The sequence below is a fragment of the Labrys okinawensis genome (assembly GCF_047345005.1).
Lineage (GTDB): Bacteria > Pseudomonadota > Alphaproteobacteria > Rhizobiales > Labraceae > Labrys > Labrys okinawensis.
In genome coordinates this window covers 3,658,503-3,674,049 of record NZ_CP178864.1, presented here as the reverse complement: position 1 = coordinate 3,674,049, position 15,547 = coordinate 3,658,503, and the positions used below count along the sequence as shown (strand labels likewise).

The following is a 15,547-nucleotide window of genomic DNA, read 5'->3' as shown; positions in this document are numbered from 1 at the left end:
GAGATATCCGAGGAAGATCACTAGAACCACCGAGGGGATCGCCACACTCCGTAGGATTCTGCGACCGAGCGAATCCGCATATCCGGCTGCTCGGGTCATCGTGGCCTCACGCTCCCCCGCACATATGCTCCGCGTCCGGCAAGGTCCACCTGCGGTGTGTCCTGAGGTCCGTGCCCTTGTATTCCTTCCCGCGGTCATCCCCGGGAGGGCAACCCTTCGGCACCGATACAAGGCAGAGCTTCACCGGATCGCCCACACGGGCACTCTTGAGCGCCGCTTCGATCTCGTAGGAGACGCCGAACACCCCGTTCTCGTAGATGACCGTACTGCCACTGTCAGGGGTGCCTTCAAGGCGAGGCCCAAGCTCTTTGATGCGGGTCTCAACGCATTGACCCACCCGCTTTGGCAGTCCATCGGCGAGGGCCATCGAGGGCGCCATTATGAAAACCCCGAGAGCCACCAGACCGGTCATGCTTCGCACCATCGCCATGCCTCCCTTCGCGTTTCCCGGAAGATTGCACGCGGAGGGATGGTCGCCAATGGGAAACCGGGTGGGGTGCCCCCCGCTTATAAGAGTGTGATGAAGTCACTCTGGCGAAATATCGGCAGACTACCTTGGCGGTCTGAAAGTCTGGTCCGAAGTCGCCTGCTGCCGCTTCTCGGCAATCTCTAATCGCCCGCCGGGACGGGGCAGCTCAGGTCGCCTTCCTGACATTTGAGGTAGCCATCGAAATCCTTGGATCTCGCCGTCGTCAGTGCAGTGACGCAGTTCGCGTAGATCGTTCCGTAGATCGTTCCTCCTGCCGCCCCCGATGCCTGGAAGGAACACTCCGCGTCCCGGAAGGCTACCCATGCCCGCTGCGAGGAAACGAGCAACTTCTTGGCATCCGCGCTGTCCGCCAGCCGCTTTTCGATTTCCTTGTACTGGGCGTTGAGCTTCGCGTTGGCTTCCTTCAGGTCCCGACCCGCACACTCGGTCATCGTGGCTTGGTCCTGGGGATTGCTGCAATCAGTAGCGGCCAACGCCAGGGACGGCGACCCCGCCAAGAGCGCCACCATGGCGATCAAAGTTTCTCTCATATCCTACTCCCCAAAGCGTTATGCAGGCGGCAGGAAGCTAACCGTAAAGCGGGGAAAGGCAAGCTTCAGACGTGCATTTTACCGCCGATGGAGGAGGTACCAGGCGTAGGCCGGACACTTTGGCTCATCTCCACGACTTCCTGGCGGAGAGCCCTTAGGTCCCGCTTCATGGCATCATCGAAGAGGATGAGAGAAGCAGCTGGAAGGCAACGAACAGAAAACGAACACCTCTTGACTTTCATTCTCTCCCATGCTCTATTCCGTAACGGAATGAGGCGTCAGCGGCCGGCGTCTGTACAACCCGGCCCCGAACGCCTCCATCCACCCCGACAGCCTGTCCAAGTGATTGGCGCACGGAGGCTGCGCTTCTCTCGAAGCTGGCTTCCAGGGGTGACGGGCGGGACAGACGGGATCGGCACCCCATGGAAGTGCCCTGTGATCCCTGGACGGAGCGTGAAGGGCTTGAGCCCGGCAACGCCTTCGTCCCTCCTCCCGCCGATGCGGTGAAGACGGCTGATGCCACCATCCGGCCAGGACGGACGTCGCTCAGCCCCTGTGCCGAGCCGGCTGGGCCGGGTTCGGATGGTCCGTGCCATCCGCTCCCGGCTCGCCTCCGCCTTCGCAAGGCGGAAAAACAGGTGGCCTTGCATGCTTTGTCAGCGTGCCCGGCCGCCGGAACGGGGCGATGGCGGCTCGCATCGACACTGCGGCCTGCATCTTCCATGATCCTGCTTTCACGGCTGCCCCGCAGCCGCCATCGCCCGGTCTCCTCAATCAACCCAGCCGGAAAGGGCGTGGGAACGCGAGCGTGTGCGCATCGCGGTGGGACGACGGCGGAGGCGAGAGAGTCCGACGCTTGTGGATCGTCAAGGAATCAGCGCGCTGTCATCCCCGGTTGAGCCACTCGCGAGCGCGTCACAAGCTCTTGCTTGTGACTGCGAGAGAGGGTGAAAGGAAGGGGATCCAGGGGCTAAAGGGTATCACGCGTGGCCCCTGGATCCCCTTCCCGCGCTACGCGCGCCGGGGATGACAGCCTCCCCTGCCTCGTTGGTTATCGGGTCTAAGGCCACTATGCTCCAGGGAATCGGCAAGCCGGTGTTCAGAGAGAAGGAATGGCGCGAAAGCGTCGCGCTTGAAGCACTTAATAGCGCTCCCTAACCTCTCGCCTGAATCAGCCGCCCGGGCGCCTCCAGCTCGGCCTTCACGCTCTTGATGAAGGCTGCAGCATCGAAACCGTCGACCACGCGGTGATCGAAGGACGATGACAGGTTCATCAGCTTGGCGATGGCGATCTGTCCTTCGCGCACCACCGGCCGTTCGACGATCTTGTTGACGCCGACAATGGCGACCTCGGGTGGATTGATGATCGGGGTCGCCATGATGCCGCCAAGCGGACCGAGGCTGGAAACGGTGATGGTCGAGCCGGTCAGCAGTTCACGCCCCGCCTTGCCGTTGCGCGCAAGCTCGCTGAGCCTGACGATCTCGGACGCCAGCCTCTGTAGCGAGAGAGTCTCGGCATGGCGGATAACCGGAACCACAAGGCCGCGCGGTGTTTGCGTGGCCACGCCGATATGCACGGCCGCGTGGCGGCGGATGATCCCGGCTTCGTCGTCGTAATGGGCGTTGACACCGGGATGCTGGGCGATGGCGCGGATCATCGCCCGGATCAGGAAGGGCAGCAGTGTCAGCCGGCCCCCCTCTTCCGAGCCGTTGAGATCGGCACGCAGCGTTTCGAGGCCGGTGACGTCGATCTCCTCGACATAGGAGAAATGCGGGATGCGGCGCTTGGATTCGAGCATGCGCTCGGCGATCTGGCGGCGCAGGCCGACGACTTTCACTTCCTCGACCGCGTCGGAAGCCTCCACGGGTGGTGTCGAAGGCCGGCTGAGCTGTGTCAGCGCCCGGTCGAGATCGGCGTGCTCGATGCGCCCTTCCGGGCCGCTGCCCCGCAGGGTGGCGGGATCGAGCCTCAGCGCCGCCATCCGCGCCCGCACCGCCGGCGCCGCTAGGACCTTGCCGGAACGGATCTCCGCTGCCTTGGCAAGCGGCGCTGCCGATTCCGTCGGCGGGGCAGCAGGCTTTGGCGCCGGCTTGCGAGCAGGAGTTGCCTTACCGTTGGAGGCCGCCTTTTCCGGCTTGGCCGCGGTCGCGATCACCACGATCTCGGAGCCGATCGCGGCCATGGCGCCAACCTCTCCCCGGCGCGAGAGGATGCGGCCGGAGACCGGTGAGGAAATCTCCACCGTTGCCTTGTCGGTCATCACATCGACCAGCGGATCGTCCTCCTTGATGTCCTGGCCGATTTCGGCATGCCAGGCGACGATCTCGGCTTCGGCGATGCCCTCGCCCACATCCGGCAGCTTGAACACGAAGTTGCTCATGATTTTCTCCCGGGTGCGCGGACGTCTTGTCGATTTGGCACTAACTTTGCCGGCAGAGGCGCGGCTTTGGAGTGGCGATCTCCGATCGCCATCCCTGGAGACAGCGCGTTTGCCACGATGGTAGATGGCGATCGGAGATCGCCACTCCGCGTTTCGTGCGCCCCACCCACAAAGCTAGCGTCCTTGGACATCCGGTCCGCATTCTCCCTTGTCATCACACGTTGCGACCTCCGCGCTCCCAGTCAGCCCGCCATCACGCGTTTCATCCCCTCCCCAACACGCCTGGGACCGGGGAAATAGTGCCACTCGAAGGTGTGCGGATAGGGCGTGTCCCAGCCGGTGACGCGCTGGATCGGCGCCTCGAGATGATGGAAGCAACGCTCCTGCACCAGGGCCGAAAGCTCGGCGCCGTAGCCGCCGGTGCGGGTCGCCTCATGCACGATCAGGCAGCGGCCGGTCTTCTTCACCGACTCCTCGATGGTCTCGATATCGACTGGCAGCAATGTGCGCAGGTCGAGGATCTCGGCGTCGATGTCCATTTCCTCGGCCGCCGTCAGCGCGACATGCACCATGGTGCCATAGGCCAGCACGGTGAGGTCCGCTCCGGGCCGAACGACCGCTGCCTTGCCGAGCGGCACGGTGTAATGCTCGATCGGCACATCCGAACCCGGCTGGTCGGTCCAGGGGCGCATGGGACGGTCGTGATGGCCGTCGAAGGGGCCGGAATAGAGGCGCTTCGGCTCGAAGAACAGCACGGGATCGTCGTCCTCCACCGCGCTGATCAGGAGGCCCTTGGCGTCGTAGGGGTTGGATGGAATCACCGTCTTCACGCCACAGACATGGGTGAACAGCCCTTCGGGGCTCTGGCTGTGGGTCTGTCCGCCGAAGATGCCGCCGCCATAGGGCGAGCGGATGGTAATGGGCGAATTGAACTCGCCGCCCGAGCGATGGCGCAGCCGTGCCGCCTCGGAGACGATCTGGTCGAAGGCCGGATAGATGTAGTCGGCGAACTGGCACTCGATGATCGGCCGGAGCCCGTAGGCGCCCATGCCGATCGCCACTGCGATCAGGCCGCCCTCGGCAATGGGCGCATCGAAGACGCGCTGGTCGCCATAGCGCTGCTGCAGCCCCTCGGTGCAGCGGAAGACGCCGCCGAAGAAGCCGACATCCTCGCCGAAGAGCAGCACATCCGGGTCGCGCTGCAGCATCACATCCATGGCGGAGTTGAGCGCCTGCACCATGTTCATGGTCGCCATCACGCTCCCTCCTCTTCGGCCCTGGCATTGAAGCGCTCCAGCTCAGCCTGCTGCTCGCGTAAATGCCAGGGCATCTCCTTGAACACATCCTCGAACATGGTGCCCGCCTCGTGGTGCGGGCCGTCGCTGAGGATGCCATGGCTCTGCGCCTGCCCATTGGCGGCGCGCACCTCTTCCTGCAGCGCCGTGGCCTGCTCGGCATGGCGCTCCTCGCTCCATTCGCCGAGGCCGATGAGATGCTGCTTGAGCCGCTCGATGGGATCGCCCAGCGGCCAGAACTTCTCCTCGTTGCCGGGCCGGTAGCGGGAGGGATCGTCGCTCGTCGAGTGCGGGGCGACACGGTAGGTGAAGAGTTCGATCAAGGTCGGCCCATGATTGGAGCGTGCCCGTTCGGCGGCCCAGCGCGTCACCGCGTAGACGGCAAGAAGATCGTTGCCGTCGACCCTTATGCCAGGGATGCCGAATCCGATGGCGCGCGAGGCGAAGGTCGCTTCCTCGCCGCCGGCGACGCCCTGGCTGGAGGAGATCGCCCACTGATTGTTGACGAGATTGAGGATCACCGGGGCGTGATAGACGGCGGCGAAGGTCAGGCCGTGGTGGAAATCGCCCTCGGCAGAGGCCCCCTCGCCCACCCATGCGGCGGCGATGTGGCGGTCATGCTTGTAGGCCGAAGCCATGGCCCAGCCCACGGCCTGGGGCACCTGTGTCGCCAGATTGCCGGATAGCGAGAAGAAGCCGGCCTCCTTCGCCGAATACAGCACCGGCAACTGGCGACCCTTCAGACGATCGAGCGCGTTGGAATAAATCTGGCACATCATGTCGAAGATCGGCCAGCCGCGCCCGATCAGGAGGCCCTGCTGGCGATAGCTCGGAAAGCACATGTCGCCAGGCTCGAGAGCAAAGACCTGGCCGATGGCGACCGCCTCCTCTCCCGTGCATTTGAGATAGAAGGACGTCTTGCCCTGGCGCTGGACCTTGAACATCTGCTCGTCGAAGGCGCGCGTCAGCATCATGGCGCGCAGGGCTTTGCGTAGCGTCTCGGCGTCGAGCTTGGGGTCCCAGGGGCCGACTGCCTTGCCCTCGTCGTCGAGCACGCGCACGAGGCCGAAGGCGAGCTCGCGCGTTTCGGAGGCCTTGGCGTCCATGGGCGGACGCTGGGCCTCACCCGCCGCCGGCAGGTCTAGATAGCCGAAGTCGGGCGTATCGCCTGGGCGGAAATGCGCCTCCGGCACATGCAGGCTGAGGGGCGGCACTTCGTGCTTCATCTTCTATCCTCCCAAACGCTCGACGGCCATGGCGACGGCCTCGCCGCCACCTATGCACAGCGAGGCGACACCGCGCTGCGCCCCGCGCTCTTCCATCGCCGCCAGCAGCGTCGCCATCACCCGCGCCCCGGAGGCACCGATGGGATGGCCGAGCGCGCAGGCGCCACCATTGACGTTGAGCTTCTCGCGCGGAATCCCGAGGTCCCGCATGGCGAGCAGCGCCACCACGGCAAAGGCCTCGTTGATCTCATAGAGATCGACCTCTTCGGGATCCCAACCGGCCCTGACCAGCGCCTTGCGGATCGCCGGGGCGGGCGCAGTGGCGAAGTCGGCCGGCGCTTGCGCGTGCACGGCATGGGCCGCGACCCGTGCGAGCTGCGGCAGATGCCGCTCCCGCGCCACGGAGGCCCGGGTCAGCACCAGGGCGGCGGCGCCGTCGGAGATGGAGGAAGCGTTGGCGGCCGTGATGGTGCCGTTGGCACCGAAGGCCGGCTTCAGTCGCGGAATGCGGCCGGGATCAGCGCGCTTCGGCTGCTCGTCATACTGCACGACGCTGTCGCCGTTTCGGCCCTTGACCAGGACTGGCACGATCTCACGCTCGAAGGCGCCGTTGTCCTGCGCCTGCCGTGCCCGGGTGAGGCTTTCGAGGGCGAAGGCGTCCTGATCGGCGCGGGTAACCTGGTGGGCGGCGGCGGTCTCCTCCGCGAAGACGCCCATCAGCCGCCCTTCGTCATAGGCATCCTCCAACCCGTCGAGATAGAGGCTGTCGGCGATGCGGTCATGGCCGATACGCGCGCCGCTGCGATGCTTGGCGAGCAGATAGGGCGCGTTCGACATGCTCTCCATACCGCCAGCGACGACAATATCGGCGGCACCGGTGGCGAGCATGCCGCTGGCGAGGATAGCCGCCTGCAGGCCGGAGCCGCAGACCTTGTTGACAGTGGTCGCGGCTACGCTCCCGGGCAGGCCAGCGCCAAGGGCAGCCTGGCGTGCGGGCGCCTGGCCGAGGCCCGCGGGGAGCACACACCCCATGAAGATCTGGTCGACGGCATCCCCCTCCACCCCGGCGCGCTTGACCGCCTCGTGCACGGCGCGGGCACCGAGCTCCGTCGCCTTCAGGCTCGACAGGGCGCCCTGGAAGCTGCCGATGGGTGTCCGCGCATAGGATGCGATCACGATGGGATCATCCGCCATATCGTCTCCTCACTGGGTCTCGCGATAAAGCTCGCGACCGATCAGCATGCGCCGGATCTCCGACGTTCCGGCTCCGATTTCGTAGAGCTTGGCGTCGCGCAACAGACGCCCGGCCGGGTAATCATTGATGTAGCCATTGCCACCCAGGGCCTGGATCGCCTGGAGCGCGACCTGCGTGGCCGCTTCGGCGGCATGGAGCACGCAGCCCGCCGCGTCCTTGCGGGATGTCTGACCGCGATCGCAGGCCGCTGCGACCGCATAGACATAGGCGCGGGCAGCGTTCGAGGCGGTGTACATGTCGGCGAGCTTGCCTTGCATGAGCTGGAAAGCACCTATCGGCTCGCCGAACTGGCGGCGCTCATGCACGTAGGGCACGACGAGATCGAGCGCCGCCGCCATCAGGCCGAGTGGCCCGCCGGCCAGCACCACGCGCTCGAAGTCGAGGCCGGACATCAGCACGCCGACACCCGCATTGAGCTTGCCGAGCACGTTTTCGGCCGGCACACGACAATCCTCGAACACGAGTTCACAGGTGTTGGAGCCGCGCATGCCAAGCTTGTCGAGTTTGGGCGAGGATCGGAAGCCGGTAAAGCCGCGCTCGACGATGAAGGCGGTGATGCCGCGCTGGCCGGCAGAGGGATCGGTCTTGGCATAGACGACCAGCACATCGGCGTCGGGCCCGTTGGTGATCCACATCTTGGTGCCGTTGAGCACGAACCCATCACCCCTTGCCTCGGCCCGCAGTGCCATCGACACCACGTCGGAACCGGATCCCGCTTCGGACATCGCGAGGGCCCCGACATGCTCGCCGGAGATCAGTTTGGGCAGATAGCGCCGTTTCTGCTGGGGCGTGGCATGGCGTGTGAGCTGGTTGACGGCGAGATTGGAATGGGCGCCATAGGACAGGCCGACAGCTCCCGAGGCCCGGCTGAGCTCCTCCATCGCCACGCAATGGGCCAGATAACCCATGCCGGCCCCGCCATATTCGGGTTCGGCGGTGATGCCGAGCAGACCCAGATCGCCAAGCGCGGGCCACAGATCGCGCGGAAAGCTGTTCTCGCGGTCGATGGTGGCCGCGCGAGGGGCGATCTTCGCGGCGGCAAAGCGGCGGACGCCATCGCGCAGGGCCTCGATTTCGGCGTCCAGACCGAAGTTCAGACCACCATCATACATGGGTGCTCTCCACCGCCATTTGCGCCGCCAGGGCCTGCGCCGCCCGCGATCGTGGCTTGGTGCCGAGGACCGCGCAGACGGCCTTTCCTGCCGCAGTGAGCCGCCCGAGATCGATGCTGGTTTCGACCCCGAGACCAGCCAGCATGTAAACCAGATCCTCGCTCGCCAGGTTCCCGCTGGCCCCTGGCGCATAGGGGCAGCCGCCAAGACCGGCTACGGCCGAATCCACCGTCGTCACGCCGAGGTCGAGACAGGCAAGGACATTGGCGAGCGCCTGCCCATAGGTATCGTGGAAATGCAGCGCGACCGGCGCGATGCCGATTTCCCCGGCAACCGCCGAAACCATTGCGCGGGCGGCATCGGGAGTGCCGACCCCGATGGTATCGCCGAGGGAGACTTCTTCGCAGCCCATGTCCGCGAGCCGTGTGGCGACATCGACGACCCTCGTCAGCGGCACCTTGCCCTCATAGGGGCAGCCAAGCACGCAGCTGACGTAGCCGCGCACCCGCAATCCCTTGGCGCGCGCCTCGGCCACGATGGGCCGATAGTCCGCAAGGCTCTGGTCGATGCCACGCCCGATATTGTGGCGGCTGAAGGATTCCGAGGCCGCGGCAAACACGGCTATGCTGCGCGCCCCGGCGGTGACGGCGTCACCGAAACCCCGGCCATTGGGCACCAGGACCGGCAGATCGACCTCCGGCGGCAGCGACAAACCAGCCAGCACGCCGGCTGTATCGGCCATTTGCGGCACATGCCTGGACGAGACGAAGCTTCCGGCCTCGATCGTTCTGAGCCCCGCCTCGGCCAGGGCCGTGATGAGGCCGATGCGGGCCACGACCGGCAGGATCCTCGCCTCGTTCTGCAGCCCATCGCGCGGGCCGACTTCGACGATATGGATCGATCTCGCCCGGCTCATGCTTCCGCCTCCAGCACAACGAGCTCCGCGCCGGCGACAACCTGCTCGCCCACGCCGACATCGACCGAGCGCACCTTGCCGGCGCGGGGCGCTGCGACGGTGTGCTCCATCTTCATGGCCTCGATCACCACCAGTGCCTGCCCCTTCTCGACCGCATCGCCCGCCGCCGCCGAGACTGCGAGGACGAGGCCGGGCATCGGAGAGACGATCCGGCCGCCGGCGACCTCCTTGCCCCCGCGCGAGCGCCCGGGATCGAGGACCGTGAAATGATAAGCGATCCCCCGGGCGAAAAGATGGATATCGGCGCCCTGTGCGAAGAAGCGCAGATTGACGAGTTGGTCATCGATCCGTAGCCTTGCGGCACCCTCCGGCTCGGCACGACCCGCCACCGACAAGCGGTGTCCGGCGAAGGCAAGCTTGTACCCTTCCGGCACCCAGGTTACGTCTATGGCAGTGGTGTCGCCCGCCATCTCGAGCTCGAGCCGCCGACTTGCCGCGCCACCGAGCCGCCAACCACGGGTCTGGTCCCAGGGCGAAAATGGGTCGGCCGGATCGGCCGCCTGACCGGCGGCACGCTCCATTCTCCGCAATGCGAGGAAAGCAGCTGCAGCGATCACGAGGGCGTCCGGTGGAGGCGCAGCTGCCAGCAGATCCGCGTCATGGCGTTCGATGAAACGGGTGTCGAGATCATCGATTCCCGCGAAGGCCGGATGGTCGACAATGCGCGCGAGGAAGGCGCGATTGGTCGCGGGACCTACAATTTCCGTGGCTTTGAGCGCCGCAGCGAGGCGTGCCATGGCGTCCCCTCGATCCGCGCCGCGAGCGACGATCTTCGCGAGCAGGGAATCGTAATGGACCGAGATGCTGTCGCCTGTTTGGAACCCGGTATCGACGCGTATGCCGGCTCTCTCTTCAGGCAACGCCAGATGCTCGATGCGGCCTGTGCTCGGCAGGAAGCCACTGTCGGGATCCTCGGCGCAGAGCCGCGCCTCGATCGCATGGCCCTGACAGGTGATCGCCGACTGAGGCTGCGGCAGCCTTTCGCCAGCGGCCACACGCAGCTGCCATTCGACGAGGTCGAGGCCGGTGATCGCCTCGGTGACCGGATGCTCAACCTGCAGCCTCGTATTCATTTCCATGAAGAAGAAGCGGTCATCGGCCACCAGGAATTCCACCGTGCCGGCGCCGCGGTAGTCGACGGAGCGAGCACAGGTAATGGCGGCCTCATGGAGATCCCGGCGCAGCGCCTGCGGCAGGTCAGGCGCCGGCGCCTCCTCGATCACCTTCTGGTGGCGGCGCTGCACCGAGCAATCGCGGTCGAAGAGATGCACGACATTTCCAAAACTGTCGCCGAAAACCTGAACTTCGACGTGCCGGGCGTTCTGTAGGTAGAGTTCCAGGATGAGCCGCCCATCGCCAAAGGCGGCTACCGCCTCGCGCTGCGCCGTCTGCAGCGCTGCGCGAAGATCCCCGGCCGTTTCCACGACACGCATGCCCTTGCCGCCGCCGCCGGCCGAAGGCTTGATCAACAAGGGAAAGCCGATGGTTTCGCCAGCCTTTGCCAGCACTTCGGGCGACTGTTCCTCCCCATCATACCCCTGAAGCACGGGCACGCCCGCAGCGGACATGCGCATCCGCGCCTGCGCCTTGTCACCCATGGCGCGGATGGTGGTGGCGGTGGGGCCCACGAAGAGCAGGCCAGCCTCGACACAGGCGGCAGCGAAATCGGCATTCTCGGCGAGGAACCCATAGCCGGGATGCACGGCGTCAGCGCCGCTTGCCTTGGCCGCCGCCGTGATTTTCTCCATGGCGAGATAGCTCTCGCGGGCCGGAGGCGGCCCGATGAAGACAGCTTCGTCAGCGAGTTTCACGGCAAGGCTCCCGGCATCGGCGTCCGAGAACACCGCGACACTCCGAATGCCCATGGCGCGAGCCGTACGGATGATGCGCACCGCGATCTCGCCGCGATTGGCGACCAGCAAGGTGCGAATCCGCGTCCGGACGCCAACGCTCACGGCATCCATCCCGGCTTGCGCTTGGCAAAGAAGGCGGCCAGCCCCTCACGGGCTTCGGGCGATGAGCGGATATTGGCGATCCGCCGGGCGCTCTCCTCGATCCGCTCAGCCGTAATCGGACCATCCATGTCGCAGGCGAGCTTCTTCGCCGCGAGCACCGCCAGCGGCCCACCGGACAGAATGGCCGACAGGGCGCGTTCGATGGCCTGGTCCAGTTCGTCCATCGAGACGACCTCGTGAATCAGCCCCAGGCGCAGTGCTTCCTCGGCCGAGAAACGTTCGGCCGTTACGAATAGGCGCCGGGCCGCACGCACGCCGACAGCGCGCACGACATAAGGGCTGATGACTGAAGGGATCAGGCCGAGCCGCACTTCGCTGAGAGCGAAAAGCGCACCTTGCACGGCAATGGCGACGTCCGAACAGGCGATCAGGCCGACCGCCCCACCGAAGACGGCGCCCTGGATGCGGACGAGCGTCGGTTTGGGGCAGGTATCGACGACGCGCATCAATTCGGCGAGTAGCCGGGCGTCGGCGAGATTGTCCTCCGGAGATGCGTCGGCCACCCGGCGCATCCAGGCAAGATCGGCTCCCGCAGAGAAGGCCGCGCCCTCCGCGCGCAGAACGATGGCACGGATCGCCGGGTCCTGGCCGGCGGCACCATAGGCCCGCGTCAGTTCGGCGATGAGATGATCGTCGAAGGCGTTCATCACCTCGGGCCGGTCGAGCGTGAGGACCGCAACGGCGCCTTCCCTGTGCACATGCAGGCTCACATGCGGAACACGCCGAAGCGTGTCTCCCTGGCCGGGGCGTTGCGCACTGCCGACAGGCCGAGCGCCAGGACCATGCGCGTTTCAGCCGGGTCGATGATGCCGTCGTCCCAGAGGCGCGCGGTGGAATAGTAGGGGCTGCCCTGCTCCTCATACTGGGCGCGGATCGGCGCCTTGAAGGCCTCTTCCGCTTCCTCATCGATTATGGACCGATCGTTCCGAGAAGCCTCTCGCCGGACCTGCGCCAGCACATTGGCCGCCTGTTCGCCGCCCATGACCGAAATGCGGGCGTTCGGCCACATCCATAGGAAACGCGGGTCGTAGGCCCGCCCACACATGGCATAATTGCCGGCCCCAAAGGAATTGCCGATCACCACGGTTAATTTCGGGACGTCAGCCGCCGCCACTGCGGCCACCAGCTTGGCGCCGTCCTTGGCGATTCCACCGGCCTCGTAGTCGCGCCCGACCATGAAGCCGGTGATGTTCTGGAGGAAGACGAGCGGTATACCACGCTGGCAGGCAAGCTCGATGAAGTGCGCTCCCTTCAGAGCCGATTCTGAGAAAAGGATGCCATTGTTGGCGAGAATGGCGACCGGATAGCCCCAGATATGGGCAAAACCGGTGACCAACGTCGCGCCATAGGCCGCCTTGAACTCATCGAACTCCGAGCCATCGACCATGCGGGCGATGATTTGCCTGGCGTCATAGGGCTTGCGGGGATCGGCCGAGACGATGCCATAGATCTCGTCAGCTTCGTAGAGCGGTGCGCGTGGCGCCCGCCTCTCGCCGACCTCCGGCTTGCGACGGTTGAGGCCAGCGACGATCTCGCGGGCCAGTCCGAGCGCCTGCGCATCGCTCTCGGCGGCGTAATCGGCGACGCCGGAAATGCGCGTATGGGTGTCGGTGCCGCCAAGTTCCTCGGCGCTGACGGTCTCGCCGGTGGCGGCCTTCACCAGAGGCGGACCACCAAGAAAGATCGTCGCTTGCTCCCGCACCATCACGACCTGGTCGGCCATGGCGGGCACGTAGGCGCCACCCGCGGTGGAACTTCCCATCACCACGGCGATCTGCGGAATGCCGGCGGATGACAGCCTGGCCTGATTGAAGAAAATGCGGCCGAAATGCTCGCGATCGGGGAACACCTCGTCCTGCTTGGGCAGAAAGGCGCCACCGGAATCGACCAAATAGAGGCAGGGCAGACGATTCTCCGCCGCGATGGTCTGAGCCCGCAGGTGCTTCTTTACCGTCATCGGGAAATAGGTGCCGCCCTTCACCGTGGCGTCATTCGCCACCACCATGCATTCGCGCCCCTTGACGCGGCCGATCCCGGTAATCAGGCCTGCGGACGGCACCTCGTCGTCGTAAAGGCCGAAGGCGGCAAGCTGCGAGAGCTCAAGGAAGGGCGAACCGGCATCGAGCAGGAGATCGATACGTTGGCGCGGCAGCAGCTTGCCCCGCTTCACATGCCGTTCGCGCGCCGAGACCGAGCCGCCCAAGGCGGCCTGCGCGATCTTTTCCTTCAGGTCCGAGCTGAGAGAGAACAGCGTTTCGCGATTGCGTCGATACGCATCCGAACGCCGATCGATTGTATCCCCTATGATCGGCATGCAGTGCGCCTTGCCTTTCGGCTGCTTGTCGCAGCCAGCATTTCATCATAAAAGAACGTACGTTAGTTTTTATAATGAGACGCGGGTTGATCCGCAAGTGAATTAGCACGGCGAAAAAACATGGCACGCAGGGCTGGCTCGGACGGGGCGAAGACGGCAGAGGCGATCCGCGCCGCCGGCCTCAGGCTGATCTTCGAGCACGGCTATGAGGGCATGAGCCTACGCGATCTTGCCGAGATGGTCGGCGTGCAGCCTGGCTCTCTCTACAACCACATCGCCACCAAGCAGGCCCTGCTGTTCGAACTGCTGTCCGAGCATATGCGCACGCTCACCGCGGCGCTCGACGAGGCGCTCGCCGGGGTGGAGGGGCCTCTCGCCCGGCTCGACGCCTTCATCGACTTCCATCTGCGCTATCATCTCACCCGCAAGATGGAGGTGTTCGTCAACAATTCGGAGCTGCGCAGCCTGGAGCCGGCAAATCTCACGGTGATAACCCGCTTGAGGCGGGCATACGAAGCCAGGCTTGCCGCCATCCTGGCCGAAGGCGTGGAACAGCGAGTCCTGTCGGTACCGGATGTTCCCGTGACGACCTATGCCCTGCTGGCTTTGCTGACAGGTGTGGTCAGTTGGTACGATCCGGGCGGCAGGCTGAGCGAAGAGGAAATCATCTCGACCCACCGCAGGTTGGTCTTGGAAGGTATCGTGCGAACTGGTGAGGTCACGCGGTAGGCAGGACATCGCCAATATGACGAGTCATTGAACCATCGCCCTTGCCAAAACAAGCGCACGCTATGGTCCACGAGGCGGCACTCTGCTATGGTCGGTTGTACTTGCTACGCTATATCTACAAATGATAGAAACATGGCGGCGGTCGCGCTGCTTTATCAAGCATTCACGGAGCCGATGTTTTCCCGATGCTGGACTATGTGCTCCGTGGATCAGGATATAATCTTCAAGGCCCTTGCCATCCTTGCAGTTCGACCCATCCGTTGAAGTGAACCGTGCCACTTGCTCTTTTGGGGGAGCAGAGCATGTCCGAGGCTGGCGCAGTCAAGCGAAGCCATGATTATGAGCTCGGTCATACCGATAGCGAGCTCAAGCGGTTGAACAGGCAGGCCCTCCTGGTCAATCCGATGACACGTCAATTCTTCCAGAGCGCCGGCCTATGCCCGGGGATGCGCGTCCTCGACGTCGGCAGTGGCGCGGGCGATGTTGCCTTCCTCGTAGCCGAGCTCGTTGGCCCCGGTGGTGAAGTTGTCGGCACGGACCGATCCTCCCTTGCCGTCGCGGAGGCAACCAGGGCTGCACAGAGGCGGGACCTGCGGAACGTGTCGTTCCTCGTTGGTGATCCAGCCGAACTTGTCTTCGACCGTTCGTTTGATGCGGTCGTTGGCCGATATATCCTGTGTTTCTCGCCGGACCCGGTGGCGATGCTCCGAAAGCTGCGGGTTCACTTGAGCCCTGGCGGGATCATGGTGTTTCACGAGGCCGGCGGATTGGGCGCGCAGTCGTACCCCCCGGCGCCGCTGTATGACCGCTGTCACAACTGGATCGTGCAGACTTTCCGCAGAGTCGGCACCAATCCGCAAATGTGCATCGATCTGTACTCAGCCTTTGTCGACGCTGGGCTTCCTGCCCCGACGATGGCCTTGCACACACTGATAGGAGGCAGCGCCAGCAAGACCAATGGCATCGATCTGATCACCGATCTGGTGACGACATTGGCGCCCGTTATCGCGCAGATGGGCGTTGCGACATTGGAAGAGATCGACATCGCCACTCTTCACTCCCGCGTTCAGGCAGAGGTGGAGGAAAAGGGCAGCATCCTGGTTGGCCGATACGAAATCGGCGCTTGGTCGACCGTGGCTGATATGTCGTGATCTAGCGTCAATA

Annotated in this window: 13 protein-coding genes; 2 read left to right on the top strand and 11 right to left on the bottom strand. The window is 64.9% G+C overall.

What is annotated here, in order from left to right; genetic code table 11:
• Window positions 1-106: 106 nt before the first annotated feature.
• The 11 genes from ACMDCR_RS17245 to ACMDCR_RS17195 all read right to left on the bottom strand — a co-directional run bounded on the left by ACMDCR_RS17245 (window position 107) and on the right by ACMDCR_RS17195 (window position 13,654).
• Window positions 107-484, bottom strand: coding sequence for a hypothetical protein (locus tag ACMDCR_RS17245; RefSeq protein WP_413987786.1), 378 nt, complete (start codon window positions 482-484; stop codon window positions 107-109).
• A 185-nt stretch (window positions 485-669) separates the two neighbouring features.
• Window positions 670-1,080 carry a lysozyme inhibitor LprI family protein gene (locus tag ACMDCR_RS17240; RefSeq protein ID WP_413987785.1) on the bottom strand — a complete coding sequence of 137 codons (411 nt, stop codon included), beginning with the start codon at window positions 1,078-1,080 and terminating at the stop codon, window positions 670-672.
• 1,154 nt (window positions 1,081-2,234) lie between these two features.
• On the bottom strand, window positions 2,235-3,461 hold the full coding sequence (locus ACMDCR_RS17235) for a dihydrolipoamide acetyltransferase family protein (protein ID WP_413987784.1): 1,227 nt from the start codon (window positions 3,459-3,461) through the stop codon (window positions 2,235-2,237).
• A 242-nt stretch (window positions 3,462-3,703) separates the two neighbouring features.
• The gene (locus ACMDCR_RS17230) at window positions 3,704-4,717 is read right to left on the bottom strand and encodes an alpha-ketoacid dehydrogenase subunit beta (RefSeq protein ID WP_413987783.1); all 1,014 of its coding nucleotides are present in this window, start codon (window positions 4,715-4,717) and stop codon (window positions 3,704-3,706) included.
• The gene (locus ACMDCR_RS17225; RefSeq protein WP_413987782.1) at window positions 4,717-5,982 is read right to left on the bottom strand and encodes a 3-methyl-2-oxobutanoate dehydrogenase (2-methylpropanoyl-transferring) subunit alpha; all 1,266 of its coding nucleotides are present in this window, start codon (window positions 5,980-5,982) and stop codon (window positions 4,717-4,719) included. The genes ACMDCR_RS17230 and ACMDCR_RS17225 overlap by 1 nt, the downstream gene beginning before the upstream one ends.
• A gap of 3 nt (window positions 5,983-5,985) precedes the next feature.
• A complete protein-coding gene (locus ACMDCR_RS17220; RefSeq protein WP_413987781.1) occupies window positions 5,986-7,176 on the bottom strand; it encodes a thiolase family protein in 1,191 nt (396 codons plus the stop codon).
• Window positions 7,177-7,185: 9 nt separating this feature from the next.
• Complete coding sequence (locus ACMDCR_RS17215; RefSeq protein WP_413987780.1) at window positions 7,186-8,349, bottom strand: isovaleryl-CoA dehydrogenase; 1,164 nt, start codon at window positions 8,347-8,349, stop codon at window positions 7,186-7,188.
• A complete protein-coding gene (locus tag ACMDCR_RS17210; RefSeq protein WP_413987779.1) occupies window positions 8,342-9,265 on the bottom strand; it encodes a hydroxymethylglutaryl-CoA lyase in 924 nt (307 codons plus the stop codon). The genes ACMDCR_RS17215 and ACMDCR_RS17210 overlap by 8 nt, the downstream gene beginning before the upstream one ends.
• On the bottom strand, window positions 9,262-11,280 hold the full coding sequence (locus ACMDCR_RS17205) for an acetyl/propionyl/methylcrotonyl-CoA carboxylase subunit alpha (RefSeq protein ID WP_413987778.1): 2,019 nt from the start codon (window positions 11,278-11,280) through the stop codon (window positions 9,262-9,264). The genes ACMDCR_RS17210 and ACMDCR_RS17205 overlap by 4 nt, the downstream gene beginning before the upstream one ends.
• Complete coding sequence (locus tag ACMDCR_RS17200; protein ID WP_413987777.1) at window positions 11,277-12,038, bottom strand: enoyl-CoA hydratase-related protein; 762 nt, start codon at window positions 12,036-12,038, stop codon at window positions 11,277-11,279. Before ACMDCR_RS17200 ends, ACMDCR_RS17205 begins: the two co-directional genes overlap by 4 nt.
• Window positions 12,039-12,046: 8 nt before the next feature.
• A complete protein-coding gene (locus ACMDCR_RS17195; protein ID WP_413987776.1) occupies window positions 12,047-13,654 on the bottom strand; it encodes a carboxyl transferase domain-containing protein in 1,608 nt (535 codons plus the stop codon).
• 120 nt (window positions 13,655-13,774) lie between these two features.
• Here ACMDCR_RS17195 and ACMDCR_RS17190 point away from each other — a divergent pair, with 120 nt between their 5' ends.
• Window positions 13,775-14,383, top strand: coding sequence for a TetR/AcrR family transcriptional regulator (locus ACMDCR_RS17190; RefSeq protein ID WP_413987775.1), 609 nt, complete (start codon window positions 13,775-13,777; stop codon window positions 14,381-14,383).
• Window positions 14,384-14,685: 302 nt separating this feature from the next.
• Window positions 14,686-15,534 carry a class I SAM-dependent methyltransferase gene (locus ACMDCR_RS17185; protein WP_413987774.1) on the top strand — a complete coding sequence of 283 codons (849 nt, stop codon included), beginning with the start codon at window positions 14,686-14,688 and terminating at the stop codon, window positions 15,532-15,534.
• Window positions 15,535-15,547 lie beyond the last annotated feature (13 nt).

Bases quoted from the DNA above. Each gene is read 5' to 3' on its own strand.
- ACMDCR_RS17185 (WP_413987774.1), top strand. From the start codon at position 14,686: ATGTCCGAGGCTGGCGCAGTCAAGCGAAGCCATGATTATGAGCTCGGT.
- ACMDCR_RS17235 (WP_413987784.1), bottom strand. From the start codon at position 3,461: ATGAGCAACTTCGTGTTCAAGCTGCCGGATGTGGGCGAGGGCATCGCC.
- ACMDCR_RS17190 (WP_413987775.1), top strand. From the start codon at position 13,775: ATGGCACGCAGGGCTGGCTCGGACGGGGCGAAGACGGCAGAGGCGATC.
- ACMDCR_RS17220 (WP_413987781.1), bottom strand. From the start codon at position 7,176: ATGGCGGATGATCCCATCGTGATCGCATCCTATGCGCGGACACCCATC.
- ACMDCR_RS17195 (WP_413987776.1), bottom strand. From the start codon at position 13,654: ATGCCGATCATAGGGGATACAATCGATCGGCGTTCGGATGCGTATCGA.
- ACMDCR_RS17225 (WP_413987782.1), bottom strand. From the start codon at position 5,982: ATGAAGCACGAAGTGCCGCCCCTCAGCCTGCATGTGCCGGAGGCGCAT.
- ACMDCR_RS17245 (WP_413987786.1), bottom strand. From the start codon at position 484: ATGGTGCGAAGCATGACCGGTCTGGTGGCTCTCGGGGTTTTCATAATG.
- ACMDCR_RS17230 (WP_413987783.1), bottom strand. From the start codon at position 4,717: ATGGCGACCATGAACATGGTGCAGGCGCTCAACTCCGCCATGGATGTG.
- ACMDCR_RS17210 (WP_413987779.1), bottom strand. From the start codon at position 9,265: ATGAGCCGGGCGAGATCGATCCATATCGTCGAAGTCGGCCCGCGCGAT.
- ACMDCR_RS17240 (WP_413987785.1), bottom strand. From the start codon at position 1,080: ATGAGAGAAACTTTGATCGCCATGGTGGCGCTCTTGGCGGGGTCGCCG.
- ACMDCR_RS17215 (WP_413987780.1), bottom strand. From the start codon at position 8,349: ATGTATGATGGTGGTCTGAACTTCGGTCTGGACGCCGAAATCGAGGCC.